Below are 24,051 nucleotides of genomic sequence, written 5' to 3'. Positions count from 1 at the left end.
TTTAAGATGTATGTCGTTTAAAAAGTGCTTTTCGTCGATTTTTTCTATGTTTTCGTATAATGAATTCCATAAATAAAGATTTTGGCATTAATTTAGATTTATATCTACTAAAATTAATATTTAAATCTTAAAGACATGAAAAAATTAATATTCGCCTCAGTACTCTTCATGAGTGTATTTTTTGCCAAAGCGCAAGTGTCAATCAATGTAAATATTGGAACACCTCCAAGCTGGGGACCACAGGGTTATGATGACAGCAGATATTATTACCTGCCAGATATCGATGTATATTATGATGTAAACCAAAGCGTGTTTATTTATGACAACAGCGGAAAATGGATTCGCGAAAAAAGACTTCCTTCGAGATATAGAAATTATGATTTATATGGAGGTTATAAAGTGGTTTTAACCGATTATAGAGGAGACGCTCCCTATACGTATCATACAAAACACAGAGCTAATTATCCTAAAGGATATCACGGAAAACCTCAAAAAAACAGAGGAGAAAAACCGGTAAAAAACAAACCTAAAGGACATGATAAGCACGATGACAAACACAAAAATAACTCTAAAAAAGGAAATGGTCATGGCCACGATGATCACCATTAATTAACTAAACATGACTAAAAAACGCCTCATTTCTGAGGCGTTTTTTTAGTTATGAGTTATAAGTTATAAGTTATGAGTTATAACTGAAATCAACCATTAACCATTAACCATTAACAATTCTCCTGTGTCCATACATTCCAAAAGAAAGAATAATCACAAAACAAACTAACGGAATAATATATCCCGACTGAATATCATCATGTTTCATATCAATTAAAGTTCCCATTCCGTATGGAAGAATTGCACCACCTACGATTGACATTACCAGCCATGAAGAACCCGTTTCAGTGTTCGATTTTAAGCCGTTTATTCCCAATGAGAAAATAGTTGGAAACATAATCGACATAAAAAATCCAATTCCTCCAAGAGCATAAATAACCACAATTCCGGTTCCGTAAATAGCTACTAGACAAAGTAAAATACTAGCAATGCAATAGATAGAAAGCAGTACATAATCTTTTACATATTTAAGAAAGAAAGTACCAATAAAACGTCCCGCCATAAATAAGAAACCATAAACACCAAGATAATATGCAGCCGTTTTTTCATCTAAACCTGCGCCTTGCTGTGCAATTCTGATAAAGAAACTCGTAATGCAAACCTGCGCACCTACGTAAAAGAATTGCGCCACAACAGCCCAGCTTAAATGACGAAATTTTAAAACAGAAAAGAATCCGGGTTTTATTTCAGCTTCAGTATGTTTTGGTTTCATCGAAGGCAGATGCATAAAATAGAAAAGTATTGCCACCAAAACCAAAACAGAACCTAAAACGATATAAGGTACTTTTACAGAAGCTGCTTCACCCATTAAGTAAGCAGTTTTTTCAGCTTCGGGCATTGCTGCTAATTGCTCCGGTGTATGATTTGTACCGGAAAGAATAAACAACGATCCTACAATGGGAGCAACCATAGTAGCCAAACCATTAAAAGAAGCAGCTAAATTCAATCTTTTTGTAGACAATTCAGGCGTACCTAAAATCGCTGCATATGGATTTGCACTGGTTTCCAGAATTGTTAAACCACAGCCAATTATAAATAAAGAAAACAGAAATAATTCGTATGTTTTGGAATTTGCTGCCGGTACAAAAAGAAATGCCCCCGCTGCAAAAACCAATAATCCGGTAATGATACTGTTTTTGTAACCAAATCGCTTAATAAGCATTCCGGCTGGAATTGCCATTATAAAATAAGCAAAAAATACAGAAGTATCGATCAATGTCGATTGGCGGTTGTTTAATTCACACGCCTTTTTTAAATGCGGAATTAAAATAGAATCCAGATTGTGTGCCATTCCCCAAAGGAAAAACAAACTGGTAATTAAAATAAATGGCATGGTATAATTGGTGCTTTTTCCAGTATCTAATGATACCTCATGCTGGTCGCCGGTTTGGGATGTTACTTGCATTGGTTATTTTTTTTATTAGGTTGATAGTTTTTTTTAAAGGTTCTAAGATGCTTAGATTCTAAGGTTCTAAGTTTTTTCTAGAGGTAACACTTGATTATCTTCAAAGTATAAAACCTTAGTATCTTAGAACCTTAGCGCCTCAGCATCTTAAATTAAAATCCCTCCATTAGTATTACTAACATAGCAGGCTTCGACTACTTTCATTGTGTCCAAAACATCTTGTACACTCGTCAGAAGTTTCGAATCTGAGCCTTCTTTAAAGCGCATTAAATTTGACATAGTGCCGATGAAAGCTTCTGGAAACCAAGAGCCTTCAAGAGCGATTTTTTTCCATTCGTATTGACCGTTTTCATTTTCAACAGCATATTCAAAAACATCGGGCAGACCGTCGGGATAATTCATTAATAAACCCATTTTGGCTTTAATGGCACCTTTTGTCCCTTCCCATTTAATGTAGCTTTCTTCGTGATTTGGACCAAAATGATGATCGTGATTTGTATTAATTACAACGTGTTTATCTTCGCCATAATCCAAAATAATAGTCGATCGGCTGGAGGATAATTTTTTAAGAGGATGTTTAGCCGTTTTTGCCATCACACTTTTCGGATTTCCTAAAAACGACCTGATGCAATCGATATAGTGAACACTATGAAAAAGAATTTCCAATCGGGGATGTTCCTTAATCAACGGAAATAATTCCCAAGGTGTATTTACAGTAACTTTAAATTCAAAATCATACAAATCACCAATTATTCCCTCATCAATTAAAAATCTCGCTGCACTTACAAAAGGCGAAAAACGAAGCTGAAAATTGATGGCTGCGACCAAGTTTTTTCTTTCACAGACTTCTACGATTTCTTTGGCTTCTGCTAAATCATTTCCCATTGGTTTCTGAATCAAAACAGCCGCACCATTCGGAAGCTGTTCTAAAATCTCGACATATTGTTCAGGCAGAACCGTAATGTCGTAGACAGTATTTGAAGGCGCATTTTTCACAGCATCGGCAACATTTTCAAAAACATTCGGAATGTTAAATTGTTTCGCTAAATCGTGTGCTTTTGCAATAGTTCGGTTGGTAATTCCAAAAACATCAAAACCCGCCATTTTATAAGCGGGTAGATGTGCATCTTTTACAATTCCGCTGGCACCAATTATTATAATAGGTTGTTTTGTTTCAGGAAGTGACGGTTTATATGAAATATTCATTAGTTAGATATTTTAGTTTTATCTTTTTTAAAGTTGAGTCAATTCAAACTTTTATTGAAGTTTAATTCGGTTCTACATTGAATCATATAAGGCAAATTCAAGAGCAGAAATAATAAATGTAATTTTTACAATTACAAAATTAGAAATAAGATTGAATTGAGCAAGAAAATGTAGCTTTTTACATTGATTTTTTTGATAATACTTTTAAAGTTGGTTTGTTTTTTTACAGGTAGAATAAAAAATGTTATAAATAATTAAAAAATAATCATTTTAAGAGATTAGTTTAAAAATAAAATGCAAATATTCATTTAATCGATTACATTTGTAATTGTGGTTTTTACATTTATAAAATAAAATATACTTTTAAGCCTTTAAACTAATTTCTAAAATATCTAAAAACTAATAAAAATGTTTTCACTACAAAATAAAAAAGCGGTTGTAACCGGAGGAGGAAGCGGAATAGGAAGAGCCATTGCAGCACTATTTGCAAAGCAGGGGGCAGAAGTTCATATCATTGATTTATCTATCGAAAGTGCAAAAGATGCTGTCGATGAAATTAAAAATGCAGGCGGAAAAGTTTTTTCGTATGCATGTAATGTTTCCAGTCAGGTTGATGTTAAAGCTACTTTCGAAAAAATTGGAAACATTCATATATTGATTAATAATGCCGGAATTGCGAATGTTGGAAAAGTTGATACAACTTCTGAAGCTGATTTTGACCGTGTAATGGACGTAAACGTAAAAGGGGTTTACAATTGTTTATTTGCCGCAATTCCACAATTCCGACTTTCAAATGGCGGTGTAATTTTAAATATGGCGTCAATTGCAGCTTGGGTTGGAATCTCTGATCGTTTTGCTTATTCAACAGCAAAAGGAGCTGTAATGGCCATGACTTTATCTGTGGCCAGAGATTATTTAAGCGAAAATATCAGATGTAATTCTATTTCTCCTGCAAGAGTTCATACGCCTTTTGTGGACGGATTTATTTCTAAAAATTACGCTGGAAAAGAAGAAGAAATGTTTGATAAACTTTCAAAATCACAACCAATCGGCAGAATGGGAAAACCAGACGAAATCGCTGCTCTTGCTTTATACTTATGCAGCGAAGAAGCCGGATTCATTACGGGATGTGATTACCCAATCGATGGAGGATTTATAAAATTGAATAATTAATTGAAAGGTTCTGAGGGACTAAGGTTCTAAGAAAAAAGCCTTAGAACCTCAGAATCTTAGCACCTTAGTAACTTAAAAAAAATAAAAAAAATGAAATTAATACGTTTTGGAGAAATCGGAAAAGAAAAACCAGGAGTTTTAATTAATGAAAAAAGATATGATGTTTCTTCTATCGTTTCAGACTTTAACGAAAGCTTTTTTGAAGATAACGGTTTAGAAAAATTACAAAAAGCATTAGAAAGTAATCCATCTTTACCAGAAGTCGATGCCAGCGTGCGTTTAGGATCGCCTGTTGCAAGACCTTCAAAAATAATCTGTATTGGATTAAATTATGTAGATCACTGTTTAGAAACGAATGCTCCAATCCCTACAGAACCCATAATCTTCTTTAAATCAACTACGTCTTTATGTGGCCCAGATGACGATTTGATTATCCCAAAAAACAGTGAAAAAACGGACTGGGAAGTTGAATTAGCATTTATAGTAGGTAAAAAAGCAAGTTATGTTGAAGAATCAGAAGCTTTAGATTACGTTGCCGGATACGCTTTGTTGAATGATTACAGTGAAAGAGCATTTCAATTAGAAAGAGGCGGACAATGGGCAAAAGGAAAAGGAAGCGACACTTTTGCGCCTCTTGGGCCATTTTTGGCTACGCAGGATGAAATTGCCGATGTAAATAATTTGAAAATGTGGCTTACTGTAAACGGAAAAAAATATCAGGACAGTAACACTTTAAACTTGGTTTTCAAAATTCCTTATTTGGTACATTATTTAAGCCAGTTTATGACCTTGCTTCCTGGCGATATTATTAGTACAGGAACGCCTCCGGGAGTTGGTTTAGGAATTAAGCCAGATCCAGTTTATATTAAAGCCGGAGACGTTATCGAACTTGGAATTGAAGGTTTGGGAACAAGTAAGCAGACTGCAGTTGCCTATAAAAAGTAATCTAAAACAAAATTAAAGATGAAATTTATTGTATGCGAAAACCCGCAGGAATTTTTACTAAAAGAAACCAGTATTCCTGAACCAAAAGAAGGTGAAGTTTTATTGAAAATTAAAAGAATCGGAATCTGCGGAACTGATATTCATGCTTTTGGCGGAACTCAGCCGTATTTTGAATATCCAAGAATTTTAGGTCACGAATTGGCAGCAGAATATGTAAAAGGAAATGCTGCAGGTTTTAAGCCAGGAGATAAAGTAACTTTTATTCCGTATTTCAACTGCGGAAAATGTGTTGCGTGCCGAAATGGATTGACAAACTGCTGTGTAAATATCAAGGTTTTCGGAGTTCATATTGATGGCGGAATGGCAGAATATGTTTCCATTCCGGAACAATATTTACTTCACGGTCAGGGATTAGATTATGATGAATTGGCTTTGGTTGAACCCTTAGCAATTGCAGCGCACGGAGTAAGAAGAGCAGCTGTTAAGCCAACTGATACGGTTTTGGTAATGGGAGCAGGGCCAATTGGAATCGGGCTTATTCAATTTGCGAAAATTGCCGGAGCAAAAGTTATCGTAATGGATATCAACGATTACCGACTAAATTTTTGTAAAACAGAATTAAATGCAGACGAAACCATTAACCCGTTAAACGATGATGTTGCGCAAAAGTTAGCTGAATTAACAAACGGTGATATGGCGAATGTAGTTATTGATGCGACTGGAAATCAGAAAGTAATGAACAGCGCTTTTAATTATATTTCGCATGGCGGAAGATTTGTTTTGGTTGGACTTCAAAAAGGAGAATTAAGTTTCAGTCATCCTGATTTTCACAAAAGAGAATCAACTTTAATGAGCAGTCGAAATGCTACGATTGAAGATTTTGAATATGTGATGAAATGTTTGAAAGAAGGTAAAATTGATCCTAAAAAGTATATTACGCACAGAACAAGTTTTGATAAAATGATTACTGATTTTGGAAATCTGATTGATCCTAAGAACAATGTGATTAAGGCGTTGATTGAGATAGAATAACAAATATCCATAGTCTAGAAAACCCGACAGGTTTTTAAAACCTGTCGGGTTTAATTAGCTAACCTTTAAATAACCACAGAAATGGATTTAAATTTAAAAAATAAAATTGTCGTTGTTTCCGGTTCAGCCGGCAAAGAAGGCAGTATTGGTGAAACAATTATTAACCGATTGGCGGATGAAGGAGCAATTCCGGTTTTGGTAGATCGAAATGCAAGAGGTTTCGCTTACGCAGAAAATCTTCAAAAAAGAGGAATCGATTCATTGTTTGTTCAGACAGATGTTACTGATCCTGTTGAAATCGAAAATGCAGTTAAAACAATTACAGTTAAATACGGGAGAATCGACGCAGTTATCAACAATGTTGGTGTAAACGACGGTGCAGGTTTAGAGGCGAGTTATGAAGAATTCATGGATTCCTTAAAATTGAATGTAGTAAGTTATTTTTTGCTGGTAAAATATGCGCTTCCATACTTAAAAGAATCAAAAGGGAATATCTTGAATATTGGTTCAAAAGTTGCTCTAACAGGACAGGGCGGAACTTCTGGGTATGCTGCTGCAAAAGGCGGCGTTTTAGGCCTTACGAGAGAATGGGCGGTAGATTTAATTCAATTTGGAATCCGTTCGAATGCTATTATTATTGCAGAAAGTTACACTCCTGCATACGAAGACTGGATTAAAACTCTTGCAGATGGAGAAACTGTTTTGAAGAAAATCAACAAAAGTATTCCGTTTGAAGGCAGAATGACCAAAACAGAAGAAATTGCTGATACGGCTCTTTTCATCATTTCTGAAAAATCATCTCATACGACAGGACAATTTGTTTTTGTTGATGGCGGTTACGTACACTTAGATCGTGCTTTAATAAACGATGTAAACTAATTCAGAATGAATAACCGATTTGATTCTCATCAGCATTTTTGGAAGTTTGATCCCGTTCGAGACAGCTGGATTGATGAAACAATGGCTGTAATTCAAAGAGATTTTCTACCTGAAGATTTAGAGCCAATATTAAAAGAAAATCAATTTGAAGGCTGTGTGGCAGTTCAGGCAAGTCAAACGGAAGAAGAAACTCATTTTTTATTGGATTTAGCTTCTAAAAATGATTTTATAAAAGGCGTTGTCGGCTGGATCGATTTGCGAAATGAGAATATTGAAGAACGTTTACAATTTTTTTCCGATCAAAAAAAACTGAAAGGTTTCAGACATGTTGTTCAAGGAGAAGCGGATGATTTTATGGATGGAGCAGAATTCAGAAGAGGAATTACTGCTTTAAAACCATTTAATTATACTTATGATATATTAATTTTCCACAGACAGCTTTCGGCAGCAGTACGTTTGGTTAAAGATTTTCCAGAACAGCGTTTTGTGATTGATCATATTGCTAAACCAGATATCAAATCAGGAAGTATTGAAAGCTGGAAAAAGGGAATAGAAGAAATTGCAAAACACGAAAATGTTTGGTGTAAAATCTCAGGAATGGTAACAGAAGCGGATTGGAGAAACTGGAAGCCAGAAGATTTGAAACTGTATTTGGATGTAATTTTTGAAAACTTTTCAGCCGATAAATTAATGTATGGATCTGATTGGCCAGTTTTAAATGTAGCTTCAGATTATAGTGAAGTGGTAAAAACTTTAGAAGATTATATTTCGAAGTTGTCTGTTGAAGATCAAAATAAGATTTGGTTTGAGAATGCAATTTCATTCTACAATTTAAATAATTAGTATTTAATTTTGTAAGCTTCGGAGAAGCAAAATATTTATAGAAAGAAATATATAGATTTACAATATAAAGCTCCAGCGGAGCGATATGTTTTTTATAATTATATGTCGCTCCGCTGGAGCTTTTTTTCATTTGTCTTATTGATGATATTCTATAAATATTTTGCTCCACTGGAGCAATAAATAACTTTTCACGTGGTTGAAACCACGGGCTATTTTTTGGAATTGATTCTTAAAATTTAACCGCCTTTTTAGGTACACTTTTATCAATAATCGTCGTCTTAGAAAAATTTACCGAAGAACCGCTCAAATCAATATTTTTACTTGCTCCACCATCAATTGTAATTGTGTTTGATGAACCAGGATTAAATTCTACGCTCTTCAAAGAAAGGTTTTGAACATTGTAAATTTCAAAAGCATTTTTCGCTTCGATGTCCAATTGAGCGTTGCTGATTTTAATTCCGTTTGCATCAATTATAGAAAAGCCTTTTTGTGCTTTGGCAATCAGGTTTGAGATTTCAATATTCTCTAAATTCATTTCAGGAAGTCCTTGTAAAAATACGGCTTGCTGAGCGCCTTTAATCGTAATGTTCTTGATTACAATATTTTTAAACTGAGGTGTTTCTTCGTTTACCGGAACTGCTTTTGTACTTACCGTATTTCCACCTTCCGCTAAAGTTTCAGCAATCGATTTTCCTCCGTAATACAAATCAAAAGAAATCGCCTGAGATGGAATATCAGTCATAAAAACATCTGAGATATAAATGTTTTCTACGACACCGCCGCGTCCGCGCGTACTTTTAAAACGAAGACCAACATCCGTTCCCATAAAAGTACAATTCGAAACATGCAGGTTTTTTACACCACCAGACATTTCACTTCCAACCGTAACGCCACCGTGACCGTGATACACGATATTGTTTTTTACAATAATATTTTCGCAAGGAACACCTCTGTCACGTCCGTCTTTGTCTTTTCCCGATTTAATACAGATTGCATCGTCACCCACATCAAAACTTGAATTTTCGATTACCACATTTTTACAAGATTCCACGTCAAGTCCGTCACCGTTTTGAGAAAACCAAGGATTGCGAACGGTTATATTTCGAACAATTAAATCTTCAATCAATAAAGGGTGGATATTCCATGCTGGCGAGTTTTGGAAAACAGGTCCGTCGAACATTACTCTTTTACTATTTTGAATGCTGACCAAAACCGGACGTAAGAAATCATGAATCGCTTCAAAATCTTCTTTGGTTTTCAAGTCAAGACGAATGTTCTGATCTGCTCCTTTAGCACCTTTTAAATATTGTTCAGAAGGATACCAACTGTCTTTCTTTTCATTTAAAACCCCTCCGGAAGCAACAAATTTCTTCCATTGTTCATCTGTCAGTTTACTTTTTTTGACTTGCCTCCAAGCTTCACCAGAACCGTCCCAAACACCATTTCCTGTAAAAGCTACATTTTCTAGGTTTTTCCCATAAATAGGAGAGATACAGCGCCAAGTGTTTAAGCCTTCAAAACTGGTTTCTATGATTGGATATAAAGATTTATCGGTGCTGAATTTGATTAATGCGCCTCTTTCTGCATGAAGCTCAATGTTACTTTTCAGAATAATTGGTCCCGTCAGCCAGATTCCTGGCGGAATAATTAGTTTTCCACCGCCTTTTTTAGACAATGCATCTATGGCATCTGCAAAAGCTTTTGTATTCAAAACATAACCACCGTTTACCGCTCCAAAGTCTTTTAAATTTACACTGTAATTCGGAATAACAGGATCTTGTACTTCAGCCATTGTAAATTCAATGTTTTTATAAGTACCGGTAGATTTTTGTGCGGAAACAGTATTGAAAATCAAAGCAAAAGAGGTAAGAGCTATACATAAAAGGATTTTTCGGTTAGTTTTCATTCGTATTGTATTATAGTTAAAAGTCTTTTTTTGAGAAACGATTCACTATCAAATCACTTTTTTATTTATCGAATTTTTATTCAATAGATAAAATTACACTTTTTAATTTGAAATATTTAATGTAATCGATTACACAAATCTATTAAAAAAATAATACGAAATGAGAGTTTTAGTGAGTTTATCACAGAATTTTTATGAATTTAACTTTTTTTAATTGGGAAATTAGAAGATAATTAAAAGCCGAATTTTCGAAATGAATGTCTTGAAGCCAATATTACAGGAGGGTACAGGATGCACGTAATTTTATATTCTTTTAAATTGTCCCTGTCATTTGGTAAAAGTGTTAAAAATACAATTATTTGTAAAATTTATAGCGCTTTAAATAAATGCCTCGTAATTTTAGCTGAAGAAAAAAATCAATACTATAAATAATGCGTTTAATTCCTTTCAACAAATTACTGATTGTTTTTTTAATGGTATTCTCGCTTTCGGCAACTGGAGCTGAAATCTGGGTTTCACCATCAGGAAAAGATTCAAACATCGGAACAAAATCTAGTCCGCTGGCAACGGTTCACATGGCAATACGAAAAGCCAGAGAACTTCGCAGATTAAAAGATCCATCCATAAAAGACGGAATCCGAATTATAGTAATGAACGGAACGTATTATCTAAACGAACCTTTATTTGTTAGACCTGAAGATTCAGGAACTGCAGACAGCCCAACAACAATTGAAGCCAATGCAAATGCAAAACCAATCATAAGCGGTGGAATCGAAATCAAAAACTGGAAAAAAATCAGTGTTTTAAACGGTAAAAAAGGGACGTTTTGGGTGGCTGATGCGCCAACTAAAGCAGGAACGTTAATTGATTTCAGACAATTATGGGTAAATGGCAAAAAAGCAGTTAGAGCCAAAAATACTGCCGGAACTACAATGGAGCGTATTTTATCTTGGAATCACGAAGACCAAACCTGTTGGATTCCGTTTAAAGATAAATCGGTTAAGTACGAACCAGGAATGGAAATGTTTATCGTGCAATGGTGGTCGAATGCGAATCTTAGAATTAAAAATATCGAAGTTCAGAAAGACAGCGCAAGACTTTCGTTTGAAGAACCTGAAAGTAGAATCCAAAGCGAACATCCGTGGCCAGCGCCGTGGATTTCTAAAAATAACGGAAATTCAGCTTATTTCTTAAACAATGCTTTTTCGCTTTTAAATGAACCTGGCGAATGGTATTTGGACAAAAAAAATGCTAAAATCTATTATATTCCAAGAGTTGGAGAAGATATTAATTCGGCAATTATAACTGCGCCTGTTTTAGAAAATCTGGTTGAAGTAAAAGGAACAATCGATTCGCCAGTTCATCATTTTCAATTTAAAGGAATTTCATTTCAGTACAGCAATTGGCTTCGTCCTTCACAGCAAGGTCATGTGCCGTTGCAGTCGGGGTTATATTTATTGGATGCTTATAAATTGAAAGTTCCTGGAACGCCAAATCAGGCGAATTTAGAAAATCAGGCTTGGGTAGGAAGACCTCGCTCGGCGGTTGAAGTGAATTATGCGAATAACATTCAGTTTGAATCCTGCCGTTTTGAGCATTTGGCTTCGACTGGTTTAGATTTAAATAAAGGAACAAATCACAATACCGTAAAAGGAAATTTATTTAAAGATATCGGCGGAAGTGCCATCAACGTTGGAATTTTCTCTGAAGAAGCTTTTGAAGCGCATTTGCCTTTAATCATAAAAGATGAAAGAGAAATGTGTTCGGATGAAGTAATCGCTGATAATTTAATTACAAACGTAACCAATGAGGATTGGGGAACTTTGGGAATAAGCGCTGGTTTTGTTCGAAATATTACGATTGAACACAACGAAATTTCGGATGTATCATACTCCGGAATGGCAATGGGCTGGGGTTGGACGCATACGCCTAATGTGATGCAGAACAATAAAATTCTAGGAAATAAGATTCATCATTATGCGAAACATTTACATGATGTTGCTGGAATTTATACGCTTTCGGCTCAGCCAAACAGCCGAATTGAAGAGAATTATATCGACAAAGTTTACAACAGTCCGTATGCGCACGATCCGTTTTTATGGCTGTATTTATACACGGATGAAGGAAGCGAAGGTTTTACGATTAAAAACAACTGGATTGCTGAAAAGAAAATCCTTAAAAATCATAACGGACCAAAAGGAAATATTTGGGAACATAATGATCCTTATGTAAGTTCAAAAATTAAAGATGCAGCCGGAATTAGAGCACCTTACAAAGATTTAGAAAAAGAGGTCGTAATCGATGAAAAATGGGGATTGCAGGAAATGCCAAAACCGTATGCAATCGAATTAATAGGTTCTGATTTTGATATTGAAAAAATCAAATCGACTTTAACTGGATTTAGAATTGTAGGTCAGGAATTGTACCAATGGAAAAATCATTTGGTGATTTATGGAAAAATGAATCAGCCGGAAAGAACGAAGCGAAAATTGGCGGGTGCTTTTCCATCTTTACAAATTAAAATCTATGAAGATTTGGTTTACGATTTCCAAAACTTCGAAAGATGTAAAGATTCAAAACCAACATCGGATTGGGAAAATTTAGTTCTAACAGCGAATCTTCCTGCTGACGAAAAACTACAAAAAGAATATATAGAATATCACAAAACACAATTCGAAAAATGGCCGGAAGTAGCCAAAGGTTTCTGTAATGCCGATTTTCAGCAATTACAGGTTTTCAAAAATGAAAGACAATTAATCTTAGTTATCAGTATTCCGAAAGGAGAAAATCTGGACAAACTAAATCCAAAAACAACAGAAAATAACCCAAGAGTAGATCAATGGAACGCCTTAATGAAAAAATACCAATCGGGAATTGAAGGCACAAAACCAGACGAAACCTGGATTTTTCTAAACAAAGTAGAAGTAGAAGCAAAAAAATAAACGTTACAATAAATCCGACAGGTTTTTAAAACCTGTCGGGTTTAAATGCGGAAAAATATTTTGCCACAGATTAAAAAGATTAAAATGATTTTTCTAATCTGTGAAAATCCTTTTAATCTGTGGCAAGAAAAAAAATCTAAAGTCTAAAATCAACAATCTAAAATAACCACAACCAATGTTAAAAATAGCCATTCTGGGACTTGGAGAAGGACGAAGCACAATGTCGGCTGCTATAGAAAGTTCAAAACTAGAACTCGTTAAAATATGCGACCGAAACGAAGAATTGTGCAAACAGCGCGCAAAAGAATTCGATTTTCATTCGTACACAACCAATTACGATGATTTATTGAATGATGAATCAATTGATATTATAGCGATTTATACGCCAGATCATTTGCATGCGCTACACGTAAAACAAGCTTTGTTAAGTGGAAAACACGTAGTTTGCACAAAGCCTTTTATCGATGATCTTTCGGATGCTAAAGAATTGTTGGAATTAAGCAAATCAACTGGAAAGAAAGTTTTCATTGGGCAAAGTTCACGTTTCTTCGAACCAGCCAAAAGGCAAAGAGCCGATTTTGAAGCAGGTTTAATTGGAGATTTAATTACAATCGAGGCTCAATATCATGCGGATCATAGATGGTTTTTAAAGAAAGAATGGTCGCTTTTGCAATCGTTTAAATGGTTGTACGGAGGTTTGAGTCATCCTGTAGATTTTATCAGATGGTATCTTCCAAATATCCAGGAAGTAATGGGTTATGGAATGATTAGCGCTAACGGACAAAATGCAGGATTAAAAAATGAGGATACGATGCACTTTATCTTCAAAGCAACAGACGGCAGAATTGCACGTGTAAGCGGTGTTTATACATCACCGACTCAGCCAGCGCAACGTGACAGCGGAATGAGTACAATTTTAAGAGCAACAGAAGGAGCAAGTCAGGCCGATTATCATGAATTGCGTTATGCGATTACAGACAAAACTGGCGAAGAAAAAGTAATTACTTGGGGCGACAGCACGATAAAATATTATTTCCGTTTTGAAGGACAAAGTCATCACGGCGGAGAATATCAGAATTATTTAGAATATTTTACAGATAGTATCGAGCAAGGTTTTGAAGCGTATCCAAACATGGAAGAAGGAATCGGAACTGTGGCTTTATTACAAGCAATGGACAAATCTCTGCAAACTGGAATGCCGGTTAAAATTGCCGATATTCTTAACGAATACGGACTATGAACAGTATTTACGATAAATTAACCACGCTCGATTTTATCATTGTTGCGGGTTATTTGGTGGCTTTATTAGTCATTGGATATGTGGTAAGTATGAAGCAGAGAAAGAAAAACGAAACACTTTTTCTTGCCGGAAATTCTTTGAACTGGTACAGCATCGGGTTTAATATGTGGGGAACCAATGTTGGGCCTTCTTCATTATTGGCTTTTGCGAGTATTGGTTATGCAACGGGAATTGTAGCCGGAAATTTCGAATGGTATGCTTTTGTGTTTTTACTGCTTTTGGCTATGGTTTTTGCACCAAGATATATTGCAAGTAAAGTAAGCACGATGCCCGAATATATGGGAAAACGTTACGGTGATAGTACACAGAATATTTTGGCTTGGTATGCTTTGGTAAAAATATTAGTAAGCTGGTTGTCTTTAGGATTATTCAGCGGAGGTGTTTTAGTACGTCAGATTCTCGGAATTCCGATGTGGCAGAGCGTTACCGTTTTAGTGATTTTCTCTGGAATTTTCACTTTTGCAGGAGGATTAAAAGCAATTGCTAAAGTCAATGTTTTTCAGATGATTTTGCTGATTGTAGTTTCGCTAACACTTTCTTTTTTAGGTTTACAAAAACTGGGCGGAATCGAAGCTTTAGTTGCAAAAACGCCATCCAACTTTTGGAATTTAGTTCGTCCTTCTGATGATGCAAGTTATCCGTGGCCAGCTATTATGTTGGGATATCCTGTTGCTGCAGTTGCTTTTTTCTGTACCGATCAATCGATGGTGCAGAGCGTTTTAGGAGCGAAAAATCTAGAACAAGGACAGCTTGGTGTGAACTTTATCGGATGGTTGAAAGTGATGGCGCTTCCATTATTTATTTTACCTGGAATTTTGTGTTATGCCTTATATCCAGAATTAGGAAGTAACTCAGACTTAGCTTATATGACGATGGTTACGAACCTTTTCCCAAGCGGAATGAACGGTTTGGTAATCTGTGTAATGATTGCGGTTTTGGTAGGAACAATAGGTTCTTCGTTAAATGCTTTGAGTACCGTTTTTACGAATGATATTTATGTAAAGAAGATCAACCCGACGGCGACGATTCAGGATCAGATTAAAATTGGTCGTTTAACAATTGCTGCCGGATGTGTATTTGCGATTCTAATTGCCGTTGCTATTGATAATATCAAAGGACAAAATTTATTCAACATTTTTCAGGCGGTTTTAGGTTTCTTGGCGCCTTCGTTATCTGTTGTTTTCCTTTTGAGTGTTTTCTGGAAACGAACTACCAAAAAAGCCGTAAATGCAACACTATCTTGGGGTTCTGCGTTTAGTTTGTTTGTTGGGGTCTTATATTTATGGATTTTCCCTGCCGATAAATATCCAGTTTGGCCTCACTTTTTATTGATTTCGTTTTACATTTTTGCGGTTTTAATGATCAGTGCTGTTATTATCTCTTTAACCGATAAAAATCCTGAAGTTAATGTTTCTGATGAAACTGATATTCCTAAAACTAGTAAAAAGGTGAAGCTTTTGTTTGGTTTGCTGGGATTGACGATTTTGGTTTTGTATTTGGTTTTTAATGGACATTAATAAAATAAAAAAGATTATAAATACACAGATAAAATTTTGCTCGCAATCCCGATAGTTATCGGGAGCTAAGACGCAAAGTTTTTTTATGAGTTGCCTCCAGTTTTAACTGGAGGTCTATGTAAAAGAATAGAAAAAGGCTTTAACCAAATTGTAGATATTTTGGCTAAAGCCTTTTGAGCTTCCTAATTAATTTGTTCATCCAGCTAAAGCTGGACGCAATTAAAACTTATTTTTTATAAAAACTTTGCATCTTAGCGACTTTGTGGCAAAAAAAATTACTCAACCTTCTTTTTCTTCTCCAAATTAGGCAAGAACCCAGTAATAACCCCAATCAAAGGCAGAAACGCACAAATCTTAAATACATATTCAATACTTGTAGCATCGGCAATTTTTCCTAAAATAGCAGAACCTAAACCGCCCATTCCGAAAGCAAATCCGAAGAATAGACCTGCAACAAGTCCGACCTTTCCAGGCATTAATTCAGTTGCATAAACCAAAATTGCAGAGAAAGCCGAAGAAAGAATCAATCCGATAATTACAGATAAAGTTCCAACCCAGAAAAGAGAAACGTAAGGCAACATCAAAGTAAACGGAGCAACACCTAAAATTGAAACCCAGATTACATATTTTCTGCCATATCGATCTCCAATTGGTCCACCAATTAAAGTTCCAGCAGCAACAGCACCCGAGAACAAGAATAAATATACTTGCGATTGCTGAATCGTAATATGGAATTTATCTATCAAGAAGAAAGTATAATAACTCGTAATACTACTCATGTAGAAATACTTAGAGAAAATCAGAACCAATAAAATAATCAGCGAAGCAATTACTCGGTTTTTAGACAAATGATGCGTTTCGATTTGATGAGAAGCTTTATTAGCATTTCTTTCAGATAAATGTGCCGTGTACCAAATTGCAATTTTGTACAAAGCAAAAACACCAACTAACGCAATAATACAAAACCAAGCGATATAAGATTGTCCGTGCGGAATTACAATAAATGCTGCTAATAAAGGTCCGATGGCACTTCCGGCATTTCCTCCCAATTGAAAAATAGACTGCGCCAAACCTCTTTTTCCGCCCGAAGCCAAATGCGCTACACGCGAAGATTCAGGATGGAAAATTGAAGAGCCAATTCCGATTAAGCTTACTGATAATAATAAGTTGATAAAACTCGAAGCGATCGAAACAAAGAAAAGTCCTACCATGGTAAAACACATTCCAACAATTAGCGAGTATGGTTTTGAGTTTTTATCGGTATACATTCCCACAAATGGCTGTAAAATAGACGCTACCATTTGATAAGTCAAAGTAATAATACCAATTTGAGTAAAACTTAAACTAAAATTATCTTTTAAAAGTGGATAAATGGAAGGAACAACAGCCTGTAGAAGATCATTAATTAAATGAGAAAAACTTATGATGAATAAGATCGAATAAGTGGTTTTTTTAACTATGTCAGGATTTGCTTTAATAGTGTCCATGTGGTATTTTTTGATTTTTAAATTAGGTTAAAAAACAACAGCTGTATTATTTTTTGCAAAGATTAAAAGAATACTAATGTCAGAATTGCTATATTTGGACAATGAATAACCAGATTCGGACATATCGAATGGCACAGGAGCATGGATACAGAGTTGATCCATCGATTCCTGTTATTGGCTATACCGAAATGGTAACCAACGAAATGTGTATTTCTCATTCGCATCCAAGAGGTCAGTTGATCTATGCGACGCGTGGCGTAATGAACGTTGTAGTGGGCAATCATATTTGGGTTGTGAATCCGTTGCAGGGTTTGTGGCTTCCTGGTGGAGTAGAACATCAGGTTACTTTTCAGAAAGACGTTAATTACTACAGCGTTTTTATCGATCCGTCTGCAATGGAAGGATTGCCAACAAACAGTTTTTCTTTTGATATTCCGATGTTTTTAAAGCAGTTGGTTTTCAAAATCATTTCTTTTGGAATAGAGGGAAATTTAACGCCTCCGCAACACAGAATTATATCGGTTTTTCTTGACGAATTGGCTTTAATAGTACCAAGCGCCACTTTCCTGCCCACAACCAATCACGAAAGACTTCAAAAAGTAGTCGAACTTTTAATGGAAGATATTGCAAGCAAAAATACGATCGATTATTACGCCGAAATTTCTTTTATGAGTACCAGAACTTTATCCCGTTTATTTATTAAAGAACTGGGAATGAATTTCAGCGATTGGCGTACTCGTTTAAAATTACTTGAAGCCATAAAACGTTTGGGTGAAAAACAATCCATAAAAGAAATCGCTTTCAATTTAGGTTACGAAAACACCAGTGCTTTTATTTATATGTTTAAAAAGCATCTAGGAAAAACGCCTTCTAATTATATTTTAGAAGATGAAAATGAGAACGATAAATTATCTGCTTAATTTCATGTGCTGAAAATTAGAACGCGGATAAAACGGATTTACTTCGTAAAGACGCGGATTTGCACGGATTTTAAATGTATCAACTTAGCAAGCTTTGTCAAAGTTTTAAACTTTGGCAAAGCTCTCGAGAGTAAAAAAAGAAAAAATCCGTTTTCAACCGCGCCCTCGCGATAGCGAATCCGTCTCATCAGCGTCCCCTAAAAATTGTAACATCATTTTTTTTAGTACTAAAAAAGTGATAAGCCGTAATTTTTCCCTTAAAAAATTATCAAAAAGTACTGTTTTTTATGAAATAGCAGGATAGTGCAGGGTGTGAAATGTGATGAGAACACTTAACTTTAGTCCCAAAATACACTAACTATGCTAAACCGCTTTTCACTTCTTAAGATTTTCGTTCTTTTTGTTGCCCTTTTTTCTTGTTCGATGTCATTTGCACAAGAAAAATCAAAAGAAGCGACATGGATCTGGTATCCAGGCGATTTTGAAATTTGGTTAAGCAATAAAATGCAGGTAAGACGTACAGAACGCGAAGCCGTATTTCCTCCGCTTTGGCAATATTACAGCCCTTATGCTTTGGTCACTTTTCAGACAGAAGTAGATATTCCGCAACCAGACGACATAAAAATTTACTCAGAAGGCCCTTTTCAATTACTTTTAGACGGCATTCAGATTTATGGACAGCCAAAATCAATCGCAGTTCCTGCCGGAAAACACAAAATTTCCTTTAAAGTTTATAATCAGGAAGTATTGCCAGCAATTTATATTAGCGGAAAATATGTGAAATCTGATGCCTCTTGGAAAGTGACCAACGAAGATAAACTTTGGATTGATGAAACTGGAAAAGCACAACAATCTGGTACGCCTTGGGTTCCTGTTGGTTCTTGGAATTTTAATTCGCCAGAAAGCAAACCTTCTGGATTCAAATTAACAACGAAACCTTTAAATGCCAAAAAATCAGAAAAAATTGGAACTGGTCAATTAGTAGATTTTGGTAAAGAAACTTTTGGTTATATTAAAATTCATGGTTTAAAAGGAGAAGGGAAACTAGCACTTTATTATGGAGAATCTCGTGAAGAAGCTTTGGATTCTGCCAAATGCGAAACATTAGACCATTTATCTTTTGACGGAAAACAATCTGAAACTTATACGCATGATGGATCGAAAGCATTCCGTTATGTTCAGGTTCAAGCAGATACATCGGTAAAATATGATTCAATTTCGATGCTTTATGAATATCTACCTTTAGACTATCGTGGAGCATTTAAATCATCTGATGAACAATTGAACAAAATTTGGGATGTATCGGCTTATACGATGCATTTAACGTCTCGTGAATTTTTTATCGACGGAATCAAACGCGACCGCTGGGTTTGGTCTGGAGATGCTTATCAAAGTTATTTAATGAATTATTATTTGTTCTTTGATTCGGCTTCTGTAGAAAGAACGCTGTTGGCGCTTCGTGGAAAAGAGCCTGTAACGGCTCACGTTAATATTATAATGGATTATTCGCTGTATTGGTTTGTAGGCGTTTACGATTATTATTTGCACACAGGCGATACAAAATTCATCAAAACTTTTTATCCGAGAATGAAATCACTTATGGATTTCTGTTTAGAAAGAAGAAACAAAAACGGATTCCTTGAACCATTAGAAGGCGATTGGGTTTTCATTGATTGGGCAGACGGATTGCCAAAAACAGGCGAAGTCAGTTTTGAACAAATGCTTTTAGCGAGAAGTTTAGAAGCTATGGCGGTAAGTGCTGAAATTGATGGAAAAACTGAAGACCAAAAACAATATCAAAAATTAGGAACTGATTTAAAAACCAAATTATTTGATGTTTTTTGGGATAAAAAAGAAAACGTGATGAAACACCAGCGTATCGATGGGAAAATACAAAACATCGTAACCAGATACGCTAATATGTTTGGTATTTTCTTCAATTATTTTAATGAAGAACAAAAACAAAGCGTAAAAAATAAAGTACTACTAAATAAAGATGTTCTTCAAATTACAACACCATATATGCGTTTTTATGAGTTGGAAGCTTTATGTGCGATAGGCGAACAGAATTATGTTTTAAAAGAAATGAAAGATTATTGGGGCGGCATGCTCAATGAAGGCGCAACCTCTTTTTGGGAAGAATACAATCCAAACAAAAAAGGAACGGAACATTTAACAATGTACGGTCGTCCTTACGGTAAAAGCCTTTGCCACGCTTGGGGAGCAAGTCCGATTTATTTGTTAGGGAAATATTATTTAGGTGTAAAACCAACTGCTCCAGGTTATTCAGAATACGAAATCAAACCTATTTTAGGCGGTTTAAAATGGATGGAAGGAAAAGTGCCAACACCAAACGGAGAAGTTGCCGTGTATTGCAGTACCAAAGAAATCAAAATAAAAGCAGGCGAAGGAGAAGGAAAATTGATTTTTGAAAGTGCTAGCAAACCAAAAACAAATTCTGGAACGATTACAGAATTAGCAAAAAATAAGTATCAATTGATTGTAAAACCGAATGTGGAATATAAAGTTAGTTATAAAGCTTTGTGAATGATTAGTAATTAGTCCTTAGTGATTAGTTATTAGCCCATAGTGATTAGCCAATAGCTTATAACGTACAGTTTGTCATTCCGACGAAGGAGACCCGAGCGATAGCGAATAGGCGAAGCAAATCACACTCGTAACCACAAAGATTATCACATTAGTTTTGTCATTTCGACGTAAGGAGAAATCTTCGCAAGTAGCTCCGTACCGAATGTATCCAATCTTTGTAGAGTTTCTAACGAAGATTTCTCGTTCCTCGAAATGACAAGATTGGAGAAATTTAGAAGTCAATAAAAAATAAAAAACCAATGTTTTCAAAAAATAAAAAATACAACTTCAAATTAAAAACAGCATTCTTAATGCTATTAACCGTCTGCATCCAAGCCAAAGCACAAAACACCGCATGGAAACCAGCATCATTTGAAATTGTAAAATCAAAATACAAAACGTTCAAAACAACACAATATGCTCATGTATTTTCGGGAAGCAAACACAATATTGTTCGTTTAGCTCCAGAATTAGAAGGTTTGACAGGAATTGAACTTCCTTTAGAAGCATATAAAAACGGAACTAATTCTCCATTAGAATTAAAGTTTAAAGAGCCAGTAACTGTTTTGATTGGAGTTTTTCAGGATAAAAATTCTGAATATCTGCAATCCAATCAAATTGGAAATAATAATGAGATTCTTGAAAATGGAGTTACAATTACAGGTTTACCGCCAGTAAGCGTTTATGCAATTCCTTATGGAAAAGGAACTCATACTATTTTACCAAATCAAAAAGGATTATTTGCTGTTTTAGGAGTTTTGAAAAGCGACCAGAAATTGAATGCCAGAGACGTAAAATTACCAGACGGAAAACTTTGGAATCCAACTTTTATCGTTGAAGGATTTTCAGATGAAAAACCACTTTTCGAAATTATTGGCGGAGAAAATAAACCAGTTATAGATGAAGGAATGTCTGAAACTGAAGGAATACAGGGAGGTTTCGAAGGCGGACGTGTGGTAAAAGTCGGTGATACGTATCATATGTTTCCAACCGAAAGAGCAGGAGAAAAAGGAGTTGATTACTATTATGATCGTGTAAAAACGAAAATCGGACATTGGACAAGTAAAGATGCCATTCATTGGAAAAGAGAATCTACAATCTATCAAGCAAGCGGAACTTATGCCGTTACAGAAGATGATAACCCGATGAATGATCGTCGTGCAGCAATTTGGTCGTATATGCCGGTTTTCAATGAAAAAGCAAACAAATGGTATGGCTATTATTTGGCTTATACAGTTAGTAAAGAAATAGAGCCAAATCATTCTTTCGGAAGAATTTGGCGTTGCGAATCGACTGTAGACGGAATCAACGGAATTGGTGGCCCTTATAAAGATATTGGAATCATTATGGAACCTGGACTAGATTCTCAGCCTTGGGAAGGACGTCAGGGAGTAGCTTCGTTTTTTCCATATCAAGTTGGAGACAAGTATTTCGGATTTTACAGCGGTGCATATCCATTCAATTCATGGGCAGATTATCCAAAGAAATCAGGTAAAGGCTGGTTTGTAGCTTTAGCCGAATCCAAAAGTTTAGAAGGACCTTGGTTAAGAATGAATAAAGGTTTGGAGCCCATTAAAACAATGCATCCGCTTTTTGTTGAAAATCCAATAGTAAGCCAATTACCAAACGGAATGTACATCGCTATTTTCGATGGAGGCCCAGACGGCTGGGGACATCATTTACCAAATATGATTGCTTATTCATTATCTGCAGACGGCGTTAATTGGGCAGAAGCACATTATCTTCCAATCGAAACCAAAGTCGATAAATGGTGGGATATTATGAGAACGCCTTTGTGTTTAATCCCAGAAGGAAATGACGTTTATACCATAGTCTATAACGCCATCGACCTAAAAAGAAGATTTCATCCAACAGGAATGGTAAAGGTAAAATTGAATAAAGATGTGATGGAGTCTAAATTAAAAGAATTGAAAAAATAATTTCACGCAGATTTTGCAGATTTTGGCTGATTAACGCAGATAAAAATCAATTAATAATCTGCTTAAATCTGTAAAATCTGCGTGAAACAAAAAATAAAAAAAAAAAGAGCCTTAGTGCCTTCGTGGCAAAAAAAACATAAAAATGAAAATTAAATACCTAATCTTAACCATTTCGGCACTTACCATAACAAGCTGTGCAACCAAATACAAGAAAAGAGAAATTACCGAAACCGTAATGCAGGAGATTTACGAAGAAATCAAAACGCCTTATAAATACGGTTTGGTGATGGTTCCTACAGACAACTCATACAAAATGGATTGTCCGAGTGTATTTAGAAAAGATGGCAAATGGTACATGACGTATTTAATTTACGATGGAAGAGGTTATGAAACATGGTTAGCAGAAAGCGATAATCTTTTAGACTGGAAACATCTTGGAAAAGTAATGTCTTTCTCAGAAAACGAAAAACATTGGGATGTTAACCAAAAAGCAGGATATATTTCGTTGCAGGATTTAACTTGGGGCGGAAGCTACGAATGGGAAAAATATGATGGCAAATACTGGATGAGTTATTTTGGCGGAGACAGCAAAGGTTACGAAGCAGGTGTTTTATCAATCGGAATGGCGTATACCAAAGAAGCTCCCACAAAACCGCATGAATTTCAAAGATTAGAGAACCCGGTTTTAACGCCAAAAGATAAAGACGCCAGATGGTGGGACAATAGTACGATGTACAAAAACAGTGTAATTCGCGATAAAGATAAATTGACAGGACACAATTTTATCATGTATTACAATGCCCGAGGCGATAGTTTAAATCCTGCTAAAGGTGCGGAGCGTATCGCGATGGCGGTTTCAAACGACATGAAAACATGGAAGCGTTATGGCGATAAACCATTAATCAATCATCATAAAGGAATTTCGGGAGATGCTTATATTCAGCGAATTAATGACACTTGGGTGATGTTTTATTTCGGAGCTTTTTGGACGGGTTGGAATCAAGGCGCATTTAACCGTTTTGCCGTTTCAAATGATTTAGTGAACTGGACGGACTGGAAAGGCGATGACTTAGTAAAATCATCAGAACCTTATGATGATTTGTTTGCGCATAAATCATTTGTAGTAAAACATGATGGCGTCGTGTATCATTTTTATTGTGCCGTTAATAAAGCAGAACAAAGAGGAATTGCAATTGCAACTTCGAAAGATTTAGGGAAAAGCAAATTAAATTTTGTGGCTCCGCCAGAGAAAAAGAAGAAGAATTAAGATAAAGTACGTTTTAAACCTGTCAGGTTTAACGACCAGAAGATAAATAAAGACACAGTTTTGTCATTTCGACGAAGGAGAAATCTCCACA

Annotated in this window: 17 protein-coding genes; 13 read left to right on the top strand and 4 right to left on the bottom strand. The window is 35.5% G+C overall.

What is annotated here, in order from left to right; genetic code table 11:
- Positions 1-135: 135 nt before the first annotated feature.
- Positions 136-609 carry a hypothetical protein gene (locus ABDW27_RS02465; RefSeq protein WP_343694472.1) on the top strand — a complete coding sequence of 158 codons (474 nt, stop codon included), beginning with the start codon at positions 136-138 and terminating at the stop codon, positions 607-609.
- Positions 610-712: 103 nt separating this feature from the next.
- Here the strand turns inward: ABDW27_RS02465 and fucP are convergent, their stop codons facing one another.
- Together fucP and ABDW27_RS02455 are read right to left on the bottom strand one after the other, a co-directional pair.
- Entirely contained in the window at positions 713-2,014 is a 1,302-nt protein-coding gene (gene fucP / locus ABDW27_RS02460) for an L-fucose:H+ symporter permease (RefSeq protein ID WP_343694471.1), read from the bottom strand.
- Positions 2,015-2,161: 147 nt separating this feature from the next.
- Complete coding sequence (locus ABDW27_RS02455) at positions 2,162-3,220, bottom strand: Gfo/Idh/MocA family oxidoreductase (RefSeq protein ID WP_343694470.1); 1,059 nt, start codon at positions 3,218-3,220, stop codon at positions 2,162-2,164.
- A 408-nt stretch (positions 3,221-3,628) separates the two neighbouring features.
- On the opposite strand from ABDW27_RS02455, the gene ABDW27_RS02450 reads away from it, so the two are divergent.
- The 5 genes from ABDW27_RS02450 (at position 3,629) to ABDW27_RS02430 (ending at position 8,092) form a co-directional block, all read left to right on the top strand.
- Entirely contained in the window at positions 3,629-4,393 is a 765-nt protein-coding gene (locus ABDW27_RS02450; protein WP_343694469.1) for an SDR family oxidoreductase, read from the top strand.
- A 90-nt stretch (positions 4,394-4,483) separates the two neighbouring features.
- Entirely contained in the window at positions 4,484-5,338 is an 855-nt protein-coding gene (locus ABDW27_RS02445) for a fumarylacetoacetate hydrolase family protein (protein ID WP_343694468.1), read from the top strand.
- 18 nt (positions 5,339-5,356) lie between these two features.
- Entirely contained in the window at positions 5,357-6,370 is a 1,014-nt protein-coding gene (locus tag ABDW27_RS02440; protein WP_343694467.1) for a zinc-binding alcohol dehydrogenase family protein, read from the top strand.
- 81 nt (positions 6,371-6,451) lie between these two features.
- Entirely contained in the window at positions 6,452-7,249 is a 798-nt protein-coding gene (locus ABDW27_RS02435) for an SDR family oxidoreductase (RefSeq protein WP_343694466.1), read from the top strand.
- 6 nt (positions 7,250-7,255) lie between these two features.
- Positions 7,256-8,092, top strand: a complete 837-nt coding sequence (locus ABDW27_RS02430; RefSeq protein WP_343694465.1) for an amidohydrolase family protein — start codon at positions 7,256-7,258, stop codon at positions 8,090-8,092.
- Positions 8,093-8,321: 229 nt separating this feature from the next.
- On the opposite strand, the gene ABDW27_RS02425 is transcribed toward ABDW27_RS02430, so the two are convergent.
- Entirely contained in the window at positions 8,322-9,998 is a 1,677-nt protein-coding gene (locus ABDW27_RS02425) for a glycoside hydrolase family 28 protein (protein WP_343694464.1), read from the bottom strand.
- 431 nt (positions 9,999-10,429) lie between these two features.
- Here ABDW27_RS02425 and ABDW27_RS02420 point away from each other — a divergent pair, with 431 nt between their 5' ends.
- The 3 genes from ABDW27_RS02420 (at position 10,430) to ABDW27_RS02410 (ending at position 15,757) form a co-directional block, all read left to right on the top strand.
- Positions 10,430-12,940, top strand: coding sequence for a right-handed parallel beta-helix repeat-containing protein (locus ABDW27_RS02420; RefSeq protein WP_343694463.1), 2,511 nt, complete (start codon positions 10,430-10,432; stop codon positions 12,938-12,940).
- A gap of 175 nt (positions 12,941-13,115) precedes the next feature.
- Positions 13,116-14,180 (top strand): Gfo/Idh/MocA family oxidoreductase, encoded by a 1,065-nt coding sequence (locus ABDW27_RS02415; RefSeq protein WP_343694462.1) that lies wholly within the window; start codon positions 13,116-13,118, stop codon positions 14,178-14,180.
- Positions 14,177-15,757, top strand: coding sequence for a sodium:solute symporter (locus tag ABDW27_RS02410; RefSeq protein WP_343694461.1), 1,581 nt, complete (start codon positions 14,177-14,179; stop codon positions 15,755-15,757). Before ABDW27_RS02415 ends, ABDW27_RS02410 begins: the two co-directional genes overlap by 4 nt.
- A gap of 275 nt (positions 15,758-16,032) precedes the next feature.
- On the opposite strand, the gene ABDW27_RS02405 is transcribed toward ABDW27_RS02410, so the two are convergent.
- Entirely contained in the window at positions 16,033-17,244 is a 1,212-nt protein-coding gene (locus ABDW27_RS02405; protein WP_121360855.1) for an MFS transporter, read from the bottom strand.
- 128 nt (positions 17,245-17,372) lie between these two features.
- Between ABDW27_RS02405 and ABDW27_RS02400 the strand changes: the two genes are divergently transcribed.
- The 4 genes from ABDW27_RS02400 (at position 17,373) to ABDW27_RS02385 (ending at position 23,960) form a co-directional block, all read left to right on the top strand.
- Positions 17,373-18,164 (top strand): helix-turn-helix transcriptional regulator, encoded by a 792-nt coding sequence (locus ABDW27_RS02400; RefSeq protein ID WP_343694460.1) that lies wholly within the window; start codon positions 17,373-17,375, stop codon positions 18,162-18,164.
- Between the two features lie 360 nt (positions 18,165-18,524).
- The gene (locus ABDW27_RS02395) at positions 18,525-20,711 is read left to right on the top strand and encodes an alpha-rhamnosidase (RefSeq protein WP_343694459.1); all 2,187 of its coding nucleotides are present in this window, start codon (positions 18,525-18,527) and stop codon (positions 20,709-20,711) included.
- A 302-nt stretch (positions 20,712-21,013) separates the two neighbouring features.
- Positions 21,014-22,693: a hypothetical protein gene (locus ABDW27_RS02390; protein WP_343694458.1), complete on the top strand. Its 1,680-nt coding sequence runs from the start codon at positions 21,014-21,016 to the stop codon at positions 22,691-22,693.
- A gap of 142 nt (positions 22,694-22,835) precedes the next feature.
- Positions 22,836-23,960 carry a glycosylase gene (locus tag ABDW27_RS02385; protein WP_343694457.1) on the top strand — a complete coding sequence of 375 codons (1,125 nt, stop codon included), beginning with the start codon at positions 22,836-22,838 and terminating at the stop codon, positions 23,958-23,960.
- Positions 23,961-24,051 lie beyond the last annotated feature (91 nt).

The organism is Flavobacterium sp. (assembly GCF_039595935.1).
Classification (GTDB): Bacteria; Bacteroidota; Bacteroidia; order Flavobacteriales; family Flavobacteriaceae; genus Flavobacterium.
The sequence above is the reverse complement of the archived record's forward strand: the minus strand, read 5'-3'. Positions and strand labels throughout refer to the sequence as shown.